Origin of the sequence: Geobacillus sp. 47C-IIb (assembly GCF_014679705.1) — a bacterium.
Taxonomy (GTDB): domain Bacteria; phylum Bacillota; class Bacilli; order Bacillales; family Anoxybacillaceae; genus Geobacillus; species Geobacillus thermodenitrificans.
In genome coordinates, this window is the sequence record NZ_CP061473.1 from 1,172,660 (window position 1) to 1,188,191 (window position 15,532).

General features: G+C 52.7%; 16 protein-coding genes. 2 read left to right on the forward strand and 14 right to left on the reverse strand.

Translation table 11 applies throughout. The features are described from left to right. Positions 1-29 precede the first annotated feature (29 nt). The 11 genes from ccpA to IC804_RS05940 form a co-directional block, all read right to left on the reverse strand. Positions 30-1,025 carry a catabolite control protein A gene (gene ccpA, locus IC804_RS05890; protein ID WP_011887988.1) on the reverse strand — a complete coding sequence of 332 codons (996 nt, stop codon included), beginning with the start codon at positions 1,023-1,025 and terminating at the stop codon, positions 30-32. 472 nt (positions 1,026-1,497) lie between these two features. After that, complete coding sequence (locus IC804_RS05895) at positions 1,498-2,580, reverse strand: bifunctional 3-deoxy-7-phosphoheptulonate synthase/chorismate mutase (protein ID WP_008880916.1); 1,083 nt, start codon at positions 2,578-2,580, stop codon at positions 1,498-1,500. Positions 2,581-2,823: 243 nt separating this feature from the next. Next, entirely contained in the window at positions 2,824-3,156 is a 333-nt protein-coding gene (ytxJ, locus tag IC804_RS05900; RefSeq protein WP_029760596.1) for a bacillithiol system redox-active protein YtxJ, read from the reverse strand. A 5-nt stretch (positions 3,157-3,161) separates the two neighbouring features. Beyond that, positions 3,162-3,545: a YtxH domain-containing protein gene (locus IC804_RS05905; RefSeq protein WP_008880918.1), complete on the reverse strand. Its 384-nt coding sequence runs from the start codon at positions 3,543-3,545 to the stop codon at positions 3,162-3,164. Then, a complete protein-coding gene (locus IC804_RS05910; RefSeq protein WP_008880919.1) occupies positions 3,532-3,981 on the reverse strand; it encodes a DUF948 domain-containing protein in 450 nt (149 codons plus the stop codon). The genes IC804_RS05905 and IC804_RS05910 overlap by 14 nt, the downstream gene beginning before the upstream one ends. Before the next feature lie 261 nt (positions 3,982-4,242). Then, complete coding sequence (gene murC / locus IC804_RS05915) at positions 4,243-5,547, reverse strand: UDP-N-acetylmuramate--L-alanine ligase (protein WP_008880920.1); 1,305 nt, start codon at positions 5,545-5,547, stop codon at positions 4,243-4,245. Between the two features lie 127 nt (positions 5,548-5,674). After that, the gene (locus IC804_RS05920) at positions 5,675-8,767 is read right to left on the reverse strand and encodes a DNA translocase FtsK (protein ID WP_081157202.1); all 3,093 of its coding nucleotides are present in this window, start codon (positions 8,765-8,767) and stop codon (positions 5,675-5,677) included. Positions 8,768-8,873: 106 nt separating this feature from the next. Beyond that, a complete protein-coding gene (gene ytpR / locus IC804_RS05925) occupies positions 8,874-9,479 on the reverse strand; it encodes a YtpR family tRNA-binding protein (protein ID WP_008880922.1) in 606 nt (201 codons plus the stop codon). 21 nt (positions 9,480-9,500) lie between these two features. Then, positions 9,501-10,298, reverse strand: a complete 798-nt coding sequence (locus tag IC804_RS05930) for a DUF1444 domain-containing protein (RefSeq protein ID WP_008880923.1) — start codon at positions 10,296-10,298, stop codon at positions 9,501-9,503. Positions 10,299-10,344: 46 nt separating this feature from the next. Continuing rightward, positions 10,345-10,875 (reverse strand): DUF84 family protein, encoded by a 531-nt coding sequence (locus IC804_RS05935; RefSeq protein WP_081157201.1) that lies wholly within the window; start codon positions 10,873-10,875, stop codon positions 10,345-10,347. Positions 10,876-10,977: 102 nt separating this feature from the next. Next, the gene (locus IC804_RS05940) at positions 10,978-12,054 is read right to left on the reverse strand and encodes a M42 family metallopeptidase (RefSeq protein WP_008880925.1); all 1,077 of its coding nucleotides are present in this window, start codon (positions 12,052-12,054) and stop codon (positions 10,978-10,980) included. Between the two features lie 112 nt (positions 12,055-12,166). Between IC804_RS05940 and IC804_RS05945 the strand changes: the two genes are divergently transcribed. Continuing rightward, positions 12,167-12,463, forward strand: a complete 297-nt coding sequence (locus IC804_RS05945; RefSeq protein ID WP_011887994.1) for a PepSY domain-containing protein — start codon at positions 12,167-12,169, stop codon at positions 12,461-12,463. On the opposite strand, the gene IC804_RS05950 is transcribed toward IC804_RS05945, so the two are convergent. Together IC804_RS05950 and trmB are read right to left on the reverse strand one after the other, a co-directional pair. Then, the gene (locus tag IC804_RS05950; protein ID WP_008880927.1) at positions 12,458-13,309 is read right to left on the reverse strand and encodes a YtnP family quorum-quenching lactonase; all 852 of its coding nucleotides are present in this window, start codon (positions 13,307-13,309) and stop codon (positions 12,458-12,460) included. The two genes, IC804_RS05945 and IC804_RS05950, sit on opposite strands and share 6 nt — an antisense overlap. A gap of 257 nt (positions 13,310-13,566) precedes the next feature. Beyond that, entirely contained in the window at positions 13,567-14,217 is a 651-nt protein-coding gene (gene trmB / locus IC804_RS05955; protein ID WP_008880928.1) for a tRNA (guanosine(46)-N7)-methyltransferase TrmB, read from the reverse strand. Between the two features lie 147 nt (positions 14,218-14,364). Between trmB and IC804_RS05960 the strand changes: the two genes are divergently transcribed. Continuing rightward, positions 14,365-14,634 carry a YtzH-like family protein gene (locus IC804_RS05960; protein ID WP_008880929.1) on the forward strand — a complete coding sequence of 90 codons (270 nt, stop codon included), beginning with the start codon at positions 14,365-14,367 and terminating at the stop codon, positions 14,632-14,634. A gap of 96 nt (positions 14,635-14,730) precedes the next feature. On the opposite strand, the gene IC804_RS05965 is transcribed toward IC804_RS05960, so the two are convergent. After that, a complete protein-coding gene (locus IC804_RS05965; RefSeq protein ID WP_008880930.1) occupies positions 14,731-15,513 on the reverse strand; it encodes a phosphotransferase family protein in 783 nt (260 codons plus the stop codon). Between the last annotated feature and the right edge of the window lie 19 nt (positions 15,514-15,532).

A 15,532-nucleotide genomic window follows, 5' to 3' on the forward strand; every position in this document is an offset into this window, starting at 1 on the left:
GCGCCCATCCGGGCGCTTTTTCTTGTTGTTTATTTCGTCGACTCGCGCACTTCCAACCGATGCGGCAAGACGACGATATGGTTGTCGACGTGTTCCTTGTTCATATATTTCGTCAGCAACCGCATCGCCACCGCGCCGATGTCATACATCGGCTGCACGACGGTCGTCAGCCGCGGCCGCACCATCGTCGCCAGCCTTGTGTTGTCAAAGCCGACGACTTCGAGCTCATCCGGCACACGCACCCCTTGATCTTGGGCGCTATGGATGATGCCGAGCGCCATTTCGTCCGTGCCGGCAAATACCGCCGTCGGCCGCTCGGCGAGCTCAGCAATTTTTTCATATGCTTCTAAACCGGAATCATATGAGTTGTCGCCTTCAACAACGAGTTCTTCGTCGTACGGCACTCCGTGCTCCTCAAGCGCACGACGATAGCCGGCCAGTTTCCGCTGGTTGATCGGATCGTCGGTCGGACCGGTGACATACGCCACGCGACGATTTCCTCTTTCGAGCAAATACGTCACGGCTTCAAACGCCGCCTGCTCGTAGTCAATGTTGACTGATGGAATCGTCTCGTTTGGCTCTATCGTTGCGGCAAGCACGATCGGCACAGACGATTTTTGAAACTCGGCGACGTGCTCCTCGGTGATCGTCCCACCCATAAACAAAATGCCGTCTACTTGCTTTGCAAGCATCGTATTAAGCAAATGCAGCTCTTTGTCTTTGTTTTGGTCGGAGTTGCTTAAAATAATGTTGTATTTATACATTGTCGCAATATCTTCAATGCCGCGTGCCAACTCAGCAAAGAAGATGCTCGAAATATCCGGGATGATCACCCCGACCGTCGTTGTTTTTTTGCTAGCGAGGCCGCGCGCGACTGCATTCGGACGATAGCCGAGCCGCTCAATCGCTTCCAATACTTTTTTTCTTGTTGACGGCTTGACGTTCGGGTTGCCGTTCACAACGCGCGAGACCGTCGCCATCGAGACGTTCGCCTCTCGCGCCACATCATAAATCGTTACGGTCATTCCGTTCACTCCTTTTTACTCAATCCGGTAACCTACCAGAGTTCCGATATATATATGTACAACTATCATACGATACATTATCTCCAACTCGCAACGAAATGGCAATGATTTTGCTGTTTTGTTCACAAACCGTTCATGGATAGTTTACCCAAAAAGCGTTTGAACAATCTCGATAAAAAGCAAATTTCATCGCAAAAATGAAAGAAAAGCGAGCACGTCTCAGCCGCCCATGTGTTCACACACAAAACGGGGGCTGCTTTTCGACTGCCCCGCTTCTAATCGACGTTTCTGTTGAGCATGCACGCATCTTGAGTTGTCGCTTTTATGCCCCAAACCGCTGCGATATTCACACCTCTTCTCCACGATGCGCATCAGACGCTAGGCAATAGCCCCTCCCCTAACGCTGCCCCCTTCACCGCCACACAGCAGACGATAAAAATCCCCTTCGGCCGAAACCAAAGGGGAGGCTGATTTACGCTTGAACAAACTGGCGTTGGAAAGCGCGAACTTCTTCCATGAATTCGTTGAATTGGGCAATATCCATTTGTTGAGCGGAGTCGGACAAAGCGACGGCCGGATCCGGATGCACTTCGGCCATGACGCCGTCAGCGCCGATCGCCAACGCCGCTTTGGCGCACGGAATGAGAAGATCACGACGCCCGGTCGAATGGGTGACATCGACAAACACCGGCAAGTGCGTTTCTTTCTTTAAGATCGGCACCGCTGAAATGTCGAGCGTATTGCGCGTCGCCCGTTCATACGTGCGGATGCCGCGCTCACACAAAATGATTTGCCCATTGCCTTGCGACATAATGTATTCAGCAGCGTTAATGAATTCTTCAATCGTCGCTGCTAAACCGCGCTTCAGCAAAACTGGCTTATTCACTTGACCAGCCGCTTTCAGCAGCTCAAAGTTTTGCATGTTGCGCGCACCAATTTGAATCACATCAATATAATCCAAGGCGGTCTCAATATCCGCCGGAGTGACGATTTCGCTAATGACCGCCAAATCAAATTCATCGGCGATCCGTTTCAAAATTTTCAGTCCTTCGACGCCAAGCCCTTGGAAGTCATATGGCGAAGTACGCGGTTTGTACGCGCCGCCACGCAGCAACTTCACGCCTTGTTTTTTCACCGCTTCGGCGACCGCAGCCACCTGTTCGTAGCTTTCTACCGCACAAGGTCCCATGACGAAATATTGATTGCCGTCGCCGATCCGTTCGCCTTTCACTTCGACGATCGTGTTTTCCGGATGTTTTTTCCGTGAGACGAGCAGCGCTTTCCGGTGATCATCTTCTTGCAGCTCAAGCGCCGCTTTAAAAATTTCCTTGAAAATATGCTGCAGCGTCGACGTTTCAAACGGTCCATCGTTATGCTCGGAAATCAAATCAAGCATTTTCCGCTCGCGCACCGGGTCGTAGCGATGCGTTCCTTGCGCTTCTTTAATTTTCCCGATCTCTTGGACGAGCCGTCCCCGTTCATTGATCAGTTTCAACAGTTGCAAGTTGATTTCGTCGACTCTCGCCCGCAGCTCATCTAATCTCTCGTTGCTCATGCTTCCCCCATCCTTTCGCCAAATATCGTGCGATGTTTCGTTCTCCTAGTCTCGCCTACAGGACGATGGCAAGCCGCACGTCAGGCGCTTCCCCTCATCCGGAGACAGAACGGTTAAGTTTTGTAATTAGTCTTTATTATAATGGATGAAACCCCAGTTGTCACGAAAAAAATGCTTTTTTGATTAAACGCTTTTAAGCGATAAAGCGAGAAGGTTGGCAAAAACCGCCCGCTAGGCAGGCGGTTATGCGGTGACCGTGTGCGCTTTTAACGCATCGTACGTAATCTTCCAATGGGATGTATGCCAAACCACTTGGCCGTTTTCAAACAGCAGCACTTGCGGCGACTCATGCTTAACGCCCGTTCGCTCCGCGATATAGTTGGAAAGCGGGCGCGCCTCTTGAACGTATAGGCAATAGACGGCCAGCTCCGGATGGTCGGCGGCAAACTTCTCACACTCACGGAACGCCGCTTGACTAATCGGACATGTTAAGCTATGTTTGACGAATAAAAAGCGATCCATTTCTTGCATAACGCGATCAAACTGTTCGATCGCCTCCAGTTTCTCCATTCCCACCATCTTCACTCCATTTCTCTTCGGTATGACATGTTTTGCTCAGCATCATCCAGCGCTGCTTCCGCTTCTTCAAGCAGCTTTTGGAGCGTTTCGCGGTCTGTCTCATCTGCCGATGGTGGAATCGGGATCGTCGTTTCTTCGATGTTTTCCCCGCCAGCTGGCGCTTCAGCCGTTTTCAGCGGGATGAAGTTGGCGATTTCCTTCGTTTTCTCTTTGGCCGTCTCGAACCATTCGGTAGCTGTCGTTTTCACCGGCTCCCATGTCTCGTTGTTGTTCAAGTCGTTCAGCCACTTCCGCCCTTTTTCACTCGTCAAAAACATCGCAGCAGCCGCGCCGGCGATGCCGCCGACAAGCGCTCCAAGCAAAAATCCGCCATTATTTTTGGCCATTTCGTATACCCTCCTTTTCTCGCAGTTGTTCTCTTTCTCTCCATTTTTCCCATATATCAAGCAAAACATTTGCCCAGCGCAGCGCTTTCGCCCACTTTTCTTGCCCTTGGCTCGCCCTCGCCGACAGCGCAGCTGCCGTCTGCTGAAGTGCGCGGTTTAGCGATCGGACGGTGCCGCCGATTTCATTCACCGCCTCGATCGTATTGTTTAACTTTTCTGCCTTGTTTTGCATATCACCGGCGATGCTATTAGCCGTATGGAGAAGCTGGGTCACTTCTTTCCCAACCGTCTGCACTTGTTCATCGGCATGGTTGACTGCTGCTGTCAGCCGGCGCAGCGTCTCCTGCAAAACAATGAGCGTTCTCGCTATGTAAACCGCAAGAAGCAAAAAAGCGACAGCGATGAGCGCGGCGCTCGCATACAAAAGCCATTCCACCTTGTTTCCCCCTTGCCTGTTGAAGCATTTCGTCCTTCTTTATACCCGTTCTGCTCCGTTTTCAAACTTCGACATCCCATCCTCTGTTTCCTGCCCAGCCCTTCATCTTTCCCGACGAATTCACGGCAGAGAATGAGAAATTTTGCTGACCTTCTCTAGTGAAGACGAACCGCATTTCTCATTCCGTTTGCTTCGTTTACGAGTAAACGTCTTCCCATAAAAAACAGGCCGTCTTGATCACGGCCTGCTTCCTGTCGGCCGTCAGGCGGAGAGAACGGCCTGTTCGTATGCATGTTGAAACTTTTGAATGTCGCCGGCACCCATAAACACAAGCACTGCATCGCGATGCTGCTTCAACACCGACACGTTTTGCTCCTCAAGCAGCTGCGAGCGCGGGATTTTCTCCTGTAAGTCCCGAATAGACAGCTTGCCATGATGTTCGCGCGCCGAGCCGAAAATGTCGCACAAATAAACATAGTCGGCCTGCTGCAAGCTTTCGGCAAACTCACTCAAAAATGTTTGCGTCCGCGTATACGTGTGCGGCTGAAAAATAGCGACGACTTCGCGCCCCGGGTATTTTTGTCTAGCTGCTTCCAATGTCGCCATAATTTCGCGCGGATGATGCGCATAATCGTCAATTAACACTTGGCGCCCGACCGTTTTTTCGCTAAAGCGGCGCTTCACTCCTTGGAACGTTTGCAGCCGCGCAGCGATCGTGCCAGCGTCAATTCCCTCGTAATGACAAAGGGCGATGACCGCGAGCGCATTCAGCACGTTATGAGTGCCGAAGCGCGGAATGGTAAACGAGGCGAAAAACGTGTTGCGCACAAATACGTCAAACGCCGTTCCTTCTGTCGTTTTCACGATGTTGCGCGCCTGAAAATCATTTTCTTCGCCAAGCCCATAAAACAAGATCGGCACTTTGGCTTGAATATTTTGCAAATACGGATCGTCCCCACAAGCGACAATCCCTTTTTTCACTTGTTGCGCCATCTGCTGGAAAGCAGAAAAGACGTCGTCGATATTGGCAAAATAATCTGGGTGGTCGAAGTCAATGTTCGTGATAATTGCATAATCTGGAAAATAGGAGAGAAAGTGTCTTCGGTATTCACACGCTTCAAATACAAAGTATTTGCTCCCCGGCTCCCCTTTTCCCGTTCCATCTCCGATTAAATACGACGTTGGATGCGCCCCTTGCATCACATGAGCGAGCAGCCCCGTCGTCGTCGTCTTTCCGTGCGAGCCGGTCACCGCTATACTCGTAAACTTGCTTGCCAACTCACCTAAAAAGCGATGGTACCGAATGACAGGAACACTGAGCTGACGAGCGGCTTCGATTTCCTCGTGCGTGTCCGGAAATGCATTGCCGGCAATGACCGTATAACCCGGGTGAACATTATCTTTTGAAAAAGGCAAAACCGGGATTCCCCGCTCTTCAAGTGCCTTTTGTGTAAAAAACCATTTTTCTACGTCCGATCCTTGCACTGTATAGCCGAGATCATAAAGCACTTGCGCGAGCGCGCTCATCCCCGTGCCTTTAATGCCAACAAAATGGTAAACTGTCATCGCTAAGCCCTCCAACCATCGTCTCTCTGTAAGACAGTATATGATATTTATCTATTTTTGCCATTTATTTCATCCTACTGTACCAACTGTCTCATTTCCCCATTATAGCACGCCGGTCGGCAAAACACTACTGTTCGGAAGAGGAAAAACCATCCGTCTGCAACGCGCCTCTCTCCCGCCAACGCGTCCATTCTTCTTCACTCATTAGTACGTCACGCGGTTTGCTGCCGCGCGCTTCGGAAATCAGTCCTTGCTCCTCCATCATCTCGATAAGCCGGGCGGCGCGGTTGTAGCCGATGCGGAAATGGCGCTGTAAACTCGATGTGGATGCCCCACCTTGCGCAATGACAAACCGACACGCTTCGTCAAATAATTCATCATCTTCCTCACTAAACGCCGCCGTCTGCCGAAACTCGTCCGGGCTGAACATGTAGGAAGGGCCTTGTTGCGCCTTCACATACGCCGTCACCCGTTCAATTTCCTCATCAGAAATAAAACAGCCTTGCAGCCGCACCGACTTCGCCGAGCCGTTTTCCAAAAAGAGCATATCGCCGCGACCAAGCAGCCGCTCGGCTCCATTCGCATCCAAAATCGTACGCGAATCAATTTGAGAAGAGACGGAAAAAGCAATGCGCGTTGGAATGTTCGCCTTGATCAAACCGGTGATGACATCAACCGACGGCCGCTGGGTAGCGATCAATAAGTGAATGCCACATGCCCGTGCTTTTTGTGCCAACCGGCAAATCGATTCTTCGACATCGGCTGGGGCGGCCATCATTAAATCGGCCAACTCATCAATGACAATCACGATGTATGGAAGGATCGGTTCACCGCTGCCTTGGGCACGGAGATAAGCATTATACTTTTCAATGTCACGCACGCCCGCATGAACAAATAGCTCATACCGCCGCTCCATTTCGCGAACCGCCCATTTGAGCGCCCCGGCGGCCGCCTTCGCCTCCGTAATGACCGGGCTGAGCAAATGCGGCAAGCCGTTGTACGGTGCCAATTCGACCATTTTCGGGTCGATAAGCAGCCATTTTACCTCATGCGGAGCGGCTTTATACAACATGCTGACGAGCATTGCGTTCATGCACACGCTTTTCCCTGACCCGGTCGCTCCAGCGATGAGTCCATGCGGCATTTTTTTGATGTCCGTCACAACCGGCGCTCCGCTAATATCAAGACCGAGTGCGACCGTGAGCGGAGAACAGTGCTCGCGAAACGCGCTGCTGTCTAAAATCTCCCGCAGCTGCACCGGGCGGCTCGACGGGTTGGGCACTTCGATACCGATCGTTCGTTTTCCCGGAATCGGCGCTTCAATCCGAATATCTCTCGCCGCCAAGCTTAGTTTGATATCATCCGTCAAACTTGTAATCTTGCTCACTTTCACCCCTAAATCGGGCTGCACTTCAAACTGCGTGACTGTCGGGCCTTGTGTGGCGTGAACGACTTTAGCGCCAATATGGAAACTTTCAAACGTCTGATCCAAACGGGCGCATTGTTCGTGAATCCATTGTTCATCGCAGGCCGCTGCCTCCCCCGGCGGCTGAAGGAGCGACAACGGCGGCAGCGAATAGCCGCTCGAGCGACGGGCCGCTCTTTCTTCCAGCTTGCGCCGATCTTGCTTTAGCATCATGACGTTGTACGGAATGCGCATTCGTTCCGGACGATGGCGATCAGCCGCCCGTCTGTTTTCACTAGCCGGTGCCGAAGAGGAAAGCGGTCTTCTCTCAGCCTCTTTAGAAGTCCCCCGTGCATTCCTGTTGCCGCTCTCCGTCGGCAGCTCTTGCATTTCCTTTTGTCCATCGTCGCGGTCATCCGGTTGAGTTAATCTGTTTTCATGCACTCGCGTCGCTGACCGTCCGTTTTCATGTTCATCTCCGCCTTCACGGGAGCCGCTCTCGGGTTCAACGACGGATGCGGCCTGACAAAGCGACGCATGCGCCTGTTCCTCTTTCATTTCAGGAGCCGCCGGTTCACCGCTCGTCGGCACGGCCGCAGACATCGCCTCCGGGACTTCCTTTTCTTCCGAGACGGGCGCTTCTGTCCATGTCGTCCCTTTCATTACTGCCTGCCCCGCTTCTGCTTTCCCTTCGCAATCGTCATCCCCTGCCGAAATGCCTTCTATCTGCTCTTCTGCTTCTTTTGCTATTTCAGTGAATGCCGATTCGCCAAGAGCAGGGGCTTCCTCGACAAGTTCAACGGACGGATCCTTCGCTTCCGCTGCCGTCTCCGTGAATGATGGTTCGTCGAGCACGGACTCTTCCGCGATAGGATCAGCCGATGGCTCCTTCGCTTCTACTGCCGTTTGGGTGAATGCCGGTTCACCAAGGACGAGCGATTCTTCGACAAGCTCAACAGGCTGCTCCTCTGCTTCTGCCGCCATCTCGGTGATTGCCGGCTCGCCAAGGGCGAGCTCTCCCTCGTCAGACTCAACGGACGGATCCTTCGCTTCCGCTGCCGTCTCCGTCAATGCCGATTCGTCAAGGACAGGTGATTCCTCGACAGGCTCAACAGGCAGCTCCTCTGCTTCTGCCGCTGTCTCGGTGAACGGCGCTTTGCGAAGCTCATTTTCTCCCTCGCTGATTTCATTCATCCGTTTTTCTGCGCCCGGCGTTGCGATCTGTACGGTTGCGGCATCGACTTGAGTCTCTTTTTCTGTCTGCCGGTCGGCCGCTGCTCCCCCCTTCGCGCTGTGAGTCGTTTGTTCCAACGTCCCCTGCGGCGCCGCGGTATTAATGAAATCAGATGAGCGAGACGACAGAGCTTGTTCACTTGGCAAGCTGCTCGCTTGTCCATCGGCGGACAAGCCCTCAGGACGTTGCTTCGCTTTTTCTGCCGTTCGCCTAGCGGCAATGATTCCTTGTTCTGTCAGTCGTTGCCGCTGTTCCCTATTGTTATGGTACCCAAAAATAGGAGACGGCACGTCGGACGGACGGAACGGCTTTTTTTCTGACGTTTCTCTCACTGTATCGACAGATGGGCGACGTGGGGGCTTCAGCCTGCTTTCCTCGTCGACTATTTGCCTTGTCGTCTTCTTAGTCTCTAAGGAATGGTCATCTGGAATGAGCGGAAACCGGAAACGGCCTTGCGGGTACTGGTACACGACTTTCGCCTCGGCGCGTTCCGGCCTGTGGTCTAGTCGTTCTCTGTTGGTTGGTCGTTCGTGTTCCTCCTCATCTGTAAAAAAACGAAGCCATCGTTTCCAAAATTTCATTGATCGTTCCACTCTTTCTATTCATTCAGTGTCGGAAAAAACGTCACTGGAGTCAGTTCCAGTGACGTTCAAGCTGAATATCGCCCAGCTCTCCCATATTGACTCGTTAAAACGTGAACGGTTGTCCCACTTCATATTCATCGGAGAGCACAAGAATCCCTTTTTCTTGCGGGGCGTTTGGCAATCCGAGTTCGCGTGCCGAGCAAATCATGCCGCGCGAGGTGACGCCGCGCAGCTCACTTTCTTGAATGACGAGCCCGCTTGGCATGACCGCGCCGATTTTCGCGACAACGACTTTTTGCCCTGCAGCAACGTTCGGCGCCCCGCAGACGATTTGCAACACTTCGTTGCCGACATCGACTTGACAGATACTCAGTTTATCGGCGTTCGGGTGTTTTTCCTTTTCCTTTACATATCCAACAACGAATTTTGGCGACAAATCGGCTTCAATCCGCTCTTCATAGCCGTTTTTCGCCAAAATGTCATTCACGACATTGACCAGTTCTTCATTCACTTCAAGCGGACCGCTGCCAGAAAACGGATAATACGAAGAAGCGGAAAAAATATTATAGCCGACCGTCTCGCCTGTCCGTTCAGAAATGATGCGGACAACATCCCCTTGCTTTGTAAACACTCGCTCCTCAGCCGCCACCGGCTTTAGCGATACTAGCAATACATCACCGAGCCCTTCCCGATTGTAAAACACGTTCATCGCTTAACTCCTCCTTGTGCGCTACGTTCTCCGTTTTTTTCCTAAAATGAAGATCGGTTCAAGTTTGCCGTTTTCATATAAAAAGGACAATGCCGTAATCGGCACGCGGCCATTGGCAAAAAAGCTCATCGTCATTTGCGCCAACACATCATAGCCAATGTCATTGCGCAAATCAGCAAGAATGAGCACGTCTTGATGAGGAACGGCTATCGCCATCGTTCCTTCCATGCGTGTATGCATTTCGGCCAAAAACGCATCGTTTAAAATTCGGCTCGCATCATAGCCGTCGTTCGTGTTGACAAAATAAAACACGTTGTCGGCAACGCGGTCTTCTTTCACCGGCGTCGGCAGCGAACGGACGTTAAAGCGGGCGATTTCCTTCACCCGCTCGCGGTTCCATTTTTCCTTTTCCATCATTTGTTCATCAATCAAGCGATAGGTTTTACCTAAATCAAGCGCGTAGTAAATGCGCGTTTCGGCCGTATGATCATCGTGCAAAAGCGGAACGCCTTCTTTCGTTTCAGTCGGAAACGACGTCGACCGGATCACGGGATAAATGTTCCGTTCGTTTCCGGAAAGCGTTGCTGTTTCTTCCATTGTTTTCAGTGTCTCTTCTACGTAATAAATAATTTCGCGCACCGCTTCGTCTTTTTGTTCGTGCCACTTGGCGATCACGCCGGGAAGCGAGATCGTAACCCCTTTTTTCGTGCGGTGATCTTCGATTCGCATCGTATCATGTTTGGCATCAAAGTGAAACGTCCAATGCGGATGGGCGTTGAGACGTTCCTTGATCGTCTCATACATTTGCCGGCTGTTCATCAATCTGCCTCCTTGTTTTTATGGCGTCGCCAGCTGTCCTCCTTTATCATACCGTGAACGGGCCATTTTGACAAAACAATTCGTATTGGCCGACCAACAGCTGAACGATGTGGGAAAACATCGCTGCACGGTCGATGCGCCCGTTCGTAAACACACCGACCGCCCCCTCTTTGGTGCGGATGTTCCGCCGCCCTGTATATTCCTCCATTAGTTCACCGAGCTCGCGACCCGCCTCAAGCCCGGCGCCGATGTCTGGCGGCAAGGCGAGACGCGCACCACCGACAGCGACAGTAATGCCGTTTCGGTCAACGAGCGCTCCCCAGTTACAAAGCCACCATTGCCCGTCCATGTTCATGACGCCGCCCTCAAGCCCGATGCCGATCTCCGCCTCGGCGGCTTCAAGCGCCCGCTTGGCGCGCTGAATCGCCCCACGCCGCGTTTCCTCGTCCGAAAGCGGCTGAGCGGAGACGCCTGATGGCACATCAATCGGAACAATGCGCCATTGCGATCCTCCGAACACCGCACGAACGGCGGCCACTTTCGCTTCGTTTTTTGTTCCGACTGCGATTGTCTTCATTGCTCATCCTCCTTGGCATGGAAAAGGAGAAGCTACCGCTTCTCCCCTTATCTTGTTCAGCTTTCGCCATCGTGTTGCTTCTTTGCCGCCATTCGCTTTTGATCAGCTGTTGGCGCGAATCGCTTCGACCGTCGCCCGGTCGCATCGTTTCACAAGCTCGACGATCAATTGTTTGGCCGCCGCATAATCGTCGACATGAATGATCGACGCATGCGTATGAATATAGCGAGCGCAAAGGCCAATCACTGCCGACGGCACACCGCGGTTCGCGATATGGACTCTGCCGGCGTCCGTTCCTCCGGCTGGAGAAATGAAAAATTGATATGGCACACCAAGCGATTCCGCCGTATCGAGCACGAACTCGCGCATGCCGCGGTGCGTCACCATCGTCCGGTCGTACAAACGGAGGAGCGCCCCTTTGCCGATATGGCCAAACGCCTGTTTATCGCCAGACATATCGTTCGCCGGACTTGCTTCAAGGGCGAAAAAGATATCCGGATTAATCATCGTTGCCGCCGTCTGCGCCCCGCGCAGCCCGACTTCCTCTTGGACCGTCGCTCCGGCATACAACACGTTTGGCACGGTTTCGTCTTTCAGCTCTTTTAACAGCTCAATGGCAAGCCCGCAGCCAAACCGGTTGTCCCACGCTTTGGCCATCACCGTTTTCCCGTTTGCAAGCGGAGTGAACGGGCTGACCGGCACGATCGGCTGGCCTGGACGAATACCGATCCGTTCAGCGTCCTCACGGCTTTCCGCGCCGATGTCAATGAGCATATGTTTGAGTTCCATCGGTTTGTTGCGCTGCTCCTCATTGAGCAAATGCGGCGGAGTCGAGCCGATGACGCCAATGACCGGCCCGTCGTCCGTGATAATTTGCACGCGCTGGGCGAGCAGCACTTGATTCCACCAGCTACCGAGCGTTTGAAAGCGAATCATGCCGTTATCGGTAATCGCCGTTACCATAAATCCGACCTCGTCCATATGGCCAGCGACCATCACCGTTGGACCTGTCTCATCGCCACGCTTGACGCCGAAAATGCTGCCGAGACGGTCTTGCACGATCTCATCGGCGTATTTGGCGAGCTCTTTGCGCATAAACTGCCGCACCGCGTGCTCATGGCCTGGCGCCCCTGGCAGTTCGGTCAACGTTTGAAACAGTTGCAGCGTTTCTACGTTCATCACGGTTCTCCCTTTCTTTTCATTCATTGCCTTCTGTTTTTCCGCTCTGCTTACATCTTCCGTCAAAATCGGCTATACTAATCCGTATCAAGGCAAAAGGAGGAACAAACGCATGGCTTGGAAAAAATGGCTTGTTGGCGTTGCCGTCGGTGCCGCTGCTGTCTGCGCCATCCGCGCCGCGTCACGGCCCGCACTTCTCCCCCCGGAAAAAGCGCTGGCGATGGCGAAGCAATCGCTCAGCGGGACGCGCCCGATCCGTGGTTCATGGATTCAATCCGCTCCGGAGCGCTATGAGAAAAACGGGTTGACATACACCGTCTACCGCGGCGGCATTTGCCGTGATGACAGGGATGACGAGTTTTGGGTGAACGCGTACACCGGCACCATCGTCGACACGAAACCGCTATAGCGTCGGCCGGTTTCGCTTCACTTGCTCTGCGATCGTTCCGTCTTCCCGCCATTTGACAGCGCGGTAATAGGCATCATGATAAAACGTAAACCAAGCGTTCCGCTCGATGCCGTACGGAAGCCACCGCTGTTTGGCGAAAATCGAGTCCATCGGGTAATCATCATACGCCATCACCCAAAGGACGTTTTGATGCGCATGTGTGCCGAGCAAATCGCCGAGGTGGATGGCCATCTCCCCATCCGATTCGATCAACACAATCGCATGGCCGGCGCTATGACCGCCGGTATGTATGAGGCGGATACCGGAGACGACTTCCGTTTCTTTCGTAAACGGAATGACCTGTTCAGCAATCGGCTCCCAGTTTTCTTTCCAATACGTATTGCGCGAGCGGATGTTTGGAGCGCGCATTTCCTCCCACTCCACGTCCGAAGTGATGATCGCTGCGCGCGGAAACGCCGGCACAAGCCGCCCGTCTTCCCAAACCGTCAACCCGCACGCATGGTCAAAATGAAGATGGGTCATGATGACGATGTCAATATCGCCGCGCGTCAGCCCCAGCGCAGCGAGCGACTCGTCAAGCGACGATTCCTCGGTGACGCCGAAATTGCGCTTTTGTTTATCGGTCAGTTTGCCGTTGCCGATGCCGGATTCAATGAGCAGACGTTTGCCGCCAGCCTCCACCAAAATGGGATCCGTGCGCAGCTCAATTTGGTTTTGGTCATTCGGCGGATATTTTTTCGACCAAAGCGGTTTCGGAACGACACCGAACATCGCCCCGCCGTCAAGATGAGTAACGCCTCCGTTCAACCATGTCAATGTCACTTGTCCAACTTGTAATTGTTCCATGTTCCTCTCCCCCCTTATTCATTAGTGTACCATTTTCTTCATCGGCCGGAAAGGATGGAACGCTCTCCCATCGACGTTTACGCTTAGAAGTGGGAGGTTCTTAGGAATACCCGCCTCACAGCCGGCTGTCAGCCAAGCCATCCCCGTGCGTCCGAAAGTTGGTGAGGGCACGGATGCATCCTCCACTTATGCTCACGAGGAAACGTGGTGAGACCGGTTCAGAGCACTAAAAAAACCCGACCAAACCGGTCGGGCCGTTATGACTGCTGTGGCGGACGAAGCGCCTCGCAGCGGTAAATGCGGTTGCCTTTTGCTGAAAATTTTTCTTCGTACTCGGTCATGACGTTACCGACAATATCGCTCCGATGCAAATCCAATTGGACCGCCGCGAGCACAAACCCATATTGTGACAGGCTGACAAGCGAATACTCAAAAAACGACTGATTGTCCGTTTTTAAATGAATGTCCCCGTCCGCGGACAAAATGCGATCATAAAGCGCCAAAAAATCCCGATAGGTCAGCCGCCGTTTCTCATGCCGCTTTTTCGGCCACGGGTCGGAAAAGTTCAAGTAAATACGCGCGATTTCTCCGTCAGCAAAAAATGAGGTGAGATCTTTCGCGTTGGCATTGAGCAACCGCACGTTTGGCAGCTCGCTCTCGATCAGCTTATCCAGCGCCGACACGAGCACGCTCGGATACAACTCAATGCCGATAAAATTGACGTCGGGATGCAGCTTCGCCATTTCGGTAATAAATTTTCCTTTTCCAGTGCCGATTTCAATATGGATCGGCCGGTCATTGCCAAACAGCTCATGCCAACGCCCGCGCCTCGCTTCCGGGTCAGGGATGACATACTGAGGGTAAGCGGCGATTTTGTCTTTCGCCCATGGTTTGTTGCGCAAACGCATATTGACACCTCTGTCTCGTTTCCGTTTGTTGTTTTGATGCTACCTTGTTAGTATAACCGCGCTTGAAGAAGCAAACGCCTAGGCATAAACACCGTTAGGCCCGGGCATATTAAAACCGTACAGCTTCGCTAAAGGATGGTGAACGGCATGCCGCTCGACCATAACCATCAATTGACCGTGCTCCGCGATATTTTGTCTGAACACCAACTTGATTGTTGCGGAACGGTTTCCGAATGTGAACAAATCGAACGGCTTGTCAAATCGCTGCTCGCCAACAATGAGGTGAGCGCGAATGTCAAGCAAATTCTCCCGAACATTTACGCCTATGGCCAAGGCGGAAAATATAGCCCCGATTTAAACGCCCATATTTCCGCGCATCAAAGCCAGCTCGCCGATTGGGTGAACGAGCTGTCATAAACAGCGCGGCTAAGACTGGTCAAACATGAGAGGCCGTGAAACGTTGCCAGCGTTCTGTTTTCTTTTTCGAAGACCGTTTCGGCAACGTTCAACGGCTTACTGTTCCGCTATAATGTACTGCAATAATTGCAACGATTGTTCCCTTTCTTTTTGACTATCCTTCCCTTTCGGCCAAAACAGTGAATGCAATGTATGGGCGATGGCATACCATTTCAGACGGAGGGCAAGTCCCTCCGTCCATGCCAATCCATACTGATGAAGCCACACTTCCCACTCAGCGCGCGGAATGTATAAATGAAGCAACATGCCGATGTCAATGGCCGGATCCGCAATAACAGCTCCATCCCAATCGATCAAGTACAATGTGCCGTCATCAGCAAGCAGCCAATTGTTATGGTTAATGTCACAGTGGCAAACGACGTGCTGATCATCAGGCAAGAACGATACATGTTGCCTAAGCCAGCTAAGCGCTTCACGAACGGCCGCAGCGCCGATCGGATGACGTCGTTGCCGCTCGGTGAGCGCAGCGAGCATCTTCTCGGGATGCAGCGGCGTTTTGCCGAGCCGCTTAAGCATCGTCACCAGCTCTTTGGAGCCATGAATTTTCCGCAACAACGCCGCCACCTGTTCGCTTCCCATCTCATGCGGCTTCAGCTCCCGGCCGTTCAGCCACTGCTGGGCCGTAAACACATCGCCATTTTCCATCCGTTTCGTCCAGACGAGCTTCGGGACGATCCCTTCCGCCGACAATACGGCAAGAAACGGGGAAGAGTTCCGTTTCAAAAACAGTTTCTTCCCTTCATATTCGGCAAAATACGCATCCCCTGTTGCACCGCCGGCCGGAGTGATCTCCCACTCCTTACCTAGTAACTGTTCCAAAGCATGTTCACCTGCGACT

Excerpts from the sequence above, each read along its gene's own strand:
- ccpA (WP_011887988.1), bottom strand. The coding sequence starts at position 1,025 with ATGACCGTAACGATTTATGATGTGGCGCGAGAGGCGAACGTCTCGATG.
- IC804_RS05895 (WP_008880916.1), bottom strand. The coding sequence starts at position 2,580 with ATGAGCAACGAGAGATTAGATGAGCTGCGGGCGAGAGTCGACGAAATC.
- IC804_RS05905 (WP_008880918.1), bottom strand. The coding sequence starts at position 3,545 with ATGGCCAAAAATAATGGCGGATTTTTGCTTGGAGCGCTTGTCGGCGGC.
- murC (WP_008880920.1), bottom strand. The coding sequence starts at position 5,547 with ATGACAGTTTACCATTTTGTTGGCATTAAAGGCACGGGGATGAGCGCG.
- IC804_RS05920 (WP_081157202.1), bottom strand. The coding sequence starts at position 8,767 with ATGAAATTTTGGAAACGATGGCTTCGTTTTTTTACAGATGAGGAGGAA.
- ytpR (WP_008880922.1), bottom strand. The coding sequence starts at position 9,479 with ATGAACGTGTTTTACAATCGGGAAGGGCTCGGTGATGTATTGCTAGTA.
- IC804_RS05930 (WP_008880923.1), bottom strand. The coding sequence starts at position 10,298 with ATGAACAGCCGGCAAATGTATGAGACGATCAAGGAACGTCTCAACGCC.
- IC804_RS05935 (WP_081157201.1), bottom strand. The coding sequence starts at position 10,875 with ATGAAGACAATCGCAGTCGGAACAAAAAACGAAGCGAAAGTGGCCGCC.
- IC804_RS05940 (WP_008880925.1), bottom strand. The coding sequence starts at position 12,054 with ATGAACGTAGAAACGCTGCAACTGTTTCAAACGTTGACCGAACTGCCA.
- IC804_RS05945 (WP_011887994.1), top strand. The coding sequence starts at position 12,167 with ATGGCTTGGAAAAAATGGCTTGTTGGCGTTGCCGTCGGTGCCGCTGCT.
- IC804_RS05950 (WP_008880927.1), bottom strand. The coding sequence starts at position 13,309 with ATGGAACAATTACAAGTTGGACAAGTGACATTGACATGGTTGAACGGA.
- trmB (WP_008880928.1), bottom strand. The coding sequence starts at position 14,217 with ATGCGTTTGCGCAACAAACCATGGGCGAAAGACAAAATCGCCGCTTAC.
- IC804_RS05960 (WP_008880929.1), top strand. The coding sequence starts at position 14,365 with ATGCCGCTCGACCATAACCATCAATTGACCGTGCTCCGCGATATTTTG.